This is a genomic window from Soehngenia saccharolytica DSM 12858, assembly GCF_059568515.1.
This window is the reverse complement of sequence record NZ_JCANTN010000057.1, coordinates 1-3876: the sequence shown is the minus strand read 5'-3', so window position 1 is coordinate 3876 and position 3876 is coordinate 1. Positions and strand designations below refer to the sequence as shown.

Below are 3876 nucleotides of genomic sequence, written 5' to 3'. Positions count from 1 at the left end.
TTTTTAAATCGAATATTTCTTTGAAAAACTAGGACCTTATTATTAAATTTGCAATATTTTAATCCTGAACCTTCATCCTATTCCGAGAGCCTATATTATAATATCATATTTTAATATACTTTTATATCATTTATGATAATATTATTTATGAGCAAATAATACAAAAAACAACTAGAAAACTAGTTGTTTTTTGTATTATTCGATTCATTATAAGTACCATACTTATCCCATATAGACTCCAATTCTTCAAAATATGGAGTTATGTCCTCTCTTTTTTTGCTTGCTATTGCCAATATAAATGCATTTAAAAGGCTCATAGGCGCTACTAGAGAGTCTACAAAGGATAACATCTCCGACTTAGCTATTAGCGATATGTCCGACCGATTATATGCTGGAGATAACCCACTGTCGGTAAATGTTATAATTTTGCAACCTTTAGTATTTACATAATCTAGAGCATCTAACGTCCTTTTTGAGTACCTTGGGAAAGTAACGCAAATCAGAACATCGTTTGTCTTAATTTTAGCTAACTGTTCAAATATATCATTGGCAGTAGGTTGAATTAATCTTACGTTGTCGAATATAAAGTTCAAATAAAAATTCAAATAACCCGCTAGAAATGTCGAGCTCCTTAATCCAAGTATATAGATGTTGTTAGCTTCAATCACACTTTCAACAGCTGAATTAAAATTCGTTTCATCAATTTCAAGCATTGTTTTCCTCATGTTTTCTATATCTTTTCCCATAACTTTCTCGATAAACTCGCTACTATTATTTAGCTCATCAGATAAAGATATTCTTTGAACGGTAGTCAATCTGTTTCTTATTAATTCCTGCAAATCCCGTTGCAATTCTTTATATCCAGCATAGCCAAGAGCATTTGCAAATCTAACTACTGTTGACTCGCTTACATTCAATTGATTGCCTATAGCTGCTGCTGTCATAAATGCTGCTTTATCATAGTGATTTATGATATATTCTGCTATGATTTTTTGTGCTTTGCTGAGATTCATAAAACTTTCTTGAATATTTTGAATTACATTCTGATCCATCAGCAATATCCTCTCTCTATTTAATTAAATTTCTCCCTTCAATTAAAGCACTTCTGTTTAACTCTTCTGTACCTTTTGGTACTCTATCTAAAACAGCTTTTTCCAAAGATTCTTCTGATACGAGATTTAGTATTTCATTAAGTGCTCCCAACGCTACAATATTTGCTACCATAGACTTTTTTAGTTTTTCATTTGCTGTTTCAATTATTGGAATTTGATATACTTTGATATCATTTCTATCCGGTTTATCTACTGAACTATCAATTACAAGAATGCCACCTTCTTTTAGCGTCTTTATATATTTTTTGCATGCAACATTTGTAAGAGCGAGAAGTAAATCACATTCAGTGATCTTAGGAAAAACAATCTCTTTATCGCTGATAATAACTTCTGCTTTACTAGCTCCACCCCTTGCTTCTGGCCCGTATGATTGAGACTGAAGTGCATTTTTGCCATCAAGTATTGCAGCTTCAGCAAGTATAATACCTCCAGTAATAAGACCTTGCCCTCCTGAACCTGTCAACCTAATTTCATATTGTTTCATCAATTTCTCTCCTTTCCAAGAGAATCAATTAGCCTTTGATACTGCTCAGTATATTCTTTTCTTTCTTTAGAATATAATTTACCTATAGGGAATTTGCCAATTTTATCTTCTTCACTCATTTTATTCCAAGCAGAATACATTACGCCATTTTCTTTCAAGTACTGAATCATGTCTACCGCTGAACCTTTTTTGTTTTTTCTGCCATAATAAGTTGGACATGTTGAAATAGCTTCAATAAAGGAAAAACCTTTATTTAGAATTCCCTCTTGTATCACTTTTTCAAGCATATTTACAGCATAAACGGTGCCTCTTGCAACATATGTCGCACCAGCAGCATTTGCTAATTCACATAAATCAAAATTTGGGTCAATGCTTCCATAAGGTGCAGTTGTAGCTTTATCTCCAGTAGGTGTTGTAGGTGAGTATTGTCCTCCAGTCATTCCGTAGATGCTATTGTTAAACACGACTGTTGTTAAATCTATATTTCTTCTAGCGGCATGAATTAAATGATTTCCTCCTATCGCAGAAGAATCGCCATCGCCCGTAATAACAATCACATGTAATTTGGGATTTGCTAATTTCACTCCAGTGGCAAATGCCAGTGCTCTCCCATGTGTAGTGTGCAGAGTATTAAAGTCCAAGTAGCCAGCTGCTCTTGAAGAACAACCAATACCTGATACAATACAAACATCATCTTTAGGTATATTTAAATTATCAATAGCTTTTACTATAGCTCTAGTAACTATTCCATTTCCACAACCTGGGCACCAAATATGTGGAAGCGTTTCCGTTCTAAAATAATTGGTTACTAATTCACTAGGCATATATATCCTCCTTAATAAATGAAACTATTTCTTGTGGAGTAATTATATCTCCATTAATCTTGCCATATTTTCCTATACTACACTGTCCAGCTGCAATCCTTTGGACTTCCAGCATGTATTGCCCTGCATTTAACTCAACAACATAAATTTTCTTTACTTTTTTACTCAATTCATATAATTGCTTTTCTGGCGAAGGCCATATTGTAATGGGTCTAAACATGCCTATTTTTATCCCTGATTCTCTCAATTTGTTCACAGCAACTTTAGACGATCTAGATATAGCTCCGAACGAAACTATAGCATAATCAGCATCCTCGAGTAAATATTCTTCATATGTTACAATGTCATCTTTATTATTTTCTATTTTATTTATTAGCCTTTTAAGTAGTTTATCTGCTACAACCTCATTGCCACTAGGAAATCCCGTTTCATCATGAACTAATCCCGTTACATTATATCTATACCCTGTTCCAAAAGAAGCCATTTCAGGGACTATATCATTTTCGTTCACTTTATATGCTAAATACTTATCAGGAGATATTGTTGGTTTTTTTCTGTCATAAATTTCTATGTCCTTCAATTCTTCTAAATCTATTTTTTCTCTCATATGACCAATAATTTCATCTAAAAGTAATATAACCGGAGTTCTATATTTCTCTGAAAGGTTAAAAGCTCTAACTGTTGTTGTATAAATTTCTTTAACTGAAGATGGATATAGTACTATAATTGAATGATCTCCATGTGTACCCCACCTTGCTTGCATTATATCGCCTTGTGAAGGAGATGTAGGCAAGCCTGTGCTTGGACCACTTCTTTGGACATCAACAATTACGATAGGTATTTCAGCCATTATCCCATATCCAATATTTTCTTGTTTAAGACTAAAGCCTGGCCCAGATGTCGCCGTCATAGATTTAATACCAGTTAAAGATGCTCCAAGTGCAGCAGCAATACCAGCGATTTCGTCTTCCATTTGTATAAATTTACCACCAAATCTAGGTAGTAATTCGGATGACAGTTCAGCTATTTCAGTCGATGGCGTTATTGGATATCCAGAATAAAATCTCATACCAGCATGTATTGCACCGGCTACACACGCTTCATTGCCTTGCATTAATTTTATTTCAGACATTACTTTTCCTCCTCTAAATATATAGCGTAATCTGGACAATGATATTCACATTGGCCACATTTTATGCATTTATCTACATTCTTAATAACTACTTTTTCATCTTCAACCGCCAAAACTTGCTTTGGACATACAAAAACGCAAATTCCACATCCTTTGCACCAATTAGTATTTGTCTTTAAGGATTGTTTTTCTTTTACAGGCATTTTGGATCCCCCTTTAATTCTATTAATATAGCTCGTTGCAGAACTCTGCGACTCGCATAATCACTATATTTTATATATTGAAATGGCTGGATTCCCCCCATTTTGGGTATATATTCATTAA

The 3876-nt window shown here is 33.8% G+C and carries 5 protein-coding genes; all 5 read right to left on the bottom strand.

Translation table 11 applies throughout. The annotated features are described in order from the left end of the window. Positions 1-179: 179 nt before the first annotated feature. Genes BO51_RS09955 through BO51_RS09935 form a run of 5 tightly spaced genes read right to left on the bottom strand, consistent with a single transcriptional unit; the run spans position 180 to position 3755 of the window. Positions 180-1052: a MurR/RpiR family transcriptional regulator gene (locus BO51_RS09955; protein ID WP_496486274.1), complete on the bottom strand. Its 873-nt coding sequence runs from the start codon at positions 1050-1052 to the stop codon at positions 180-182. A gap of 16 nt (positions 1053-1068) precedes the next feature. After that, positions 1069-1596 (bottom strand): 2-oxoacid:acceptor oxidoreductase family protein, encoded by a 528-nt coding sequence (locus BO51_RS09950; protein WP_496486272.1) that lies wholly within the window; start codon positions 1594-1596, stop codon positions 1069-1071. Then, complete coding sequence (locus BO51_RS09945) at positions 1596-2420, bottom strand: 2-oxoacid:ferredoxin oxidoreductase subunit beta (RefSeq protein ID WP_496486270.1); 825 nt, start codon at positions 2418-2420, stop codon at positions 1596-1598. The genes BO51_RS09950 and BO51_RS09945 overlap by 1 nt, the downstream gene beginning before the upstream one ends. Continuing rightward, positions 2413-3552: a 2-oxoacid:acceptor oxidoreductase subunit alpha gene (locus BO51_RS09940; RefSeq protein ID WP_496486268.1), complete on the bottom strand. Its 1140-nt coding sequence runs from the start codon at positions 3550-3552 to the stop codon at positions 2413-2415. Before BO51_RS09940 ends, BO51_RS09945 begins: the two co-directional genes overlap by 8 nt. Further along, on the bottom strand, positions 3552-3755 hold the full coding sequence (locus BO51_RS09935) for a 4Fe-4S binding protein (RefSeq protein ID WP_496486266.1): 204 nt from the start codon (positions 3753-3755) through the stop codon (positions 3552-3554). Before BO51_RS09935 ends, BO51_RS09940 begins: the two co-directional genes overlap by 1 nt. Positions 3756-3876: the final 121 nt, after the last annotated feature.

Excerpts from the sequence above, each read along its gene's own strand:
- BO51_RS09950 (WP_496486272.1), bottom strand. The coding sequence starts at position 1,596 with ATGAAACAATATGAAATTAGGTTGACAGGTTCAGGAGGGCAAGGTCTT.
- BO51_RS09945 (WP_496486270.1), bottom strand. The coding sequence starts at position 2,420 with ATGCCTAGTGAATTAGTAACCAATTATTTTAGAACGGAAACGCTTCCA.
- BO51_RS09955 (WP_496486274.1), bottom strand. The coding sequence starts at position 1,052 with ATGGATCAGAATGTAATTCAAAATATTCAAGAAAGTTTTATGAATCTC.
- BO51_RS09935 (WP_496486266.1), bottom strand. The coding sequence starts at position 3,755 with ATGCCTGTAAAAGAAAAACAATCCTTAAAGACAAATACTAATTGGTGC.
- BO51_RS09940 (WP_496486268.1), bottom strand. The coding sequence starts at position 3,552 with ATGTCTGAAATAAAATTAATGCAAGGCAATGAAGCGTGTGTAGCCGGT.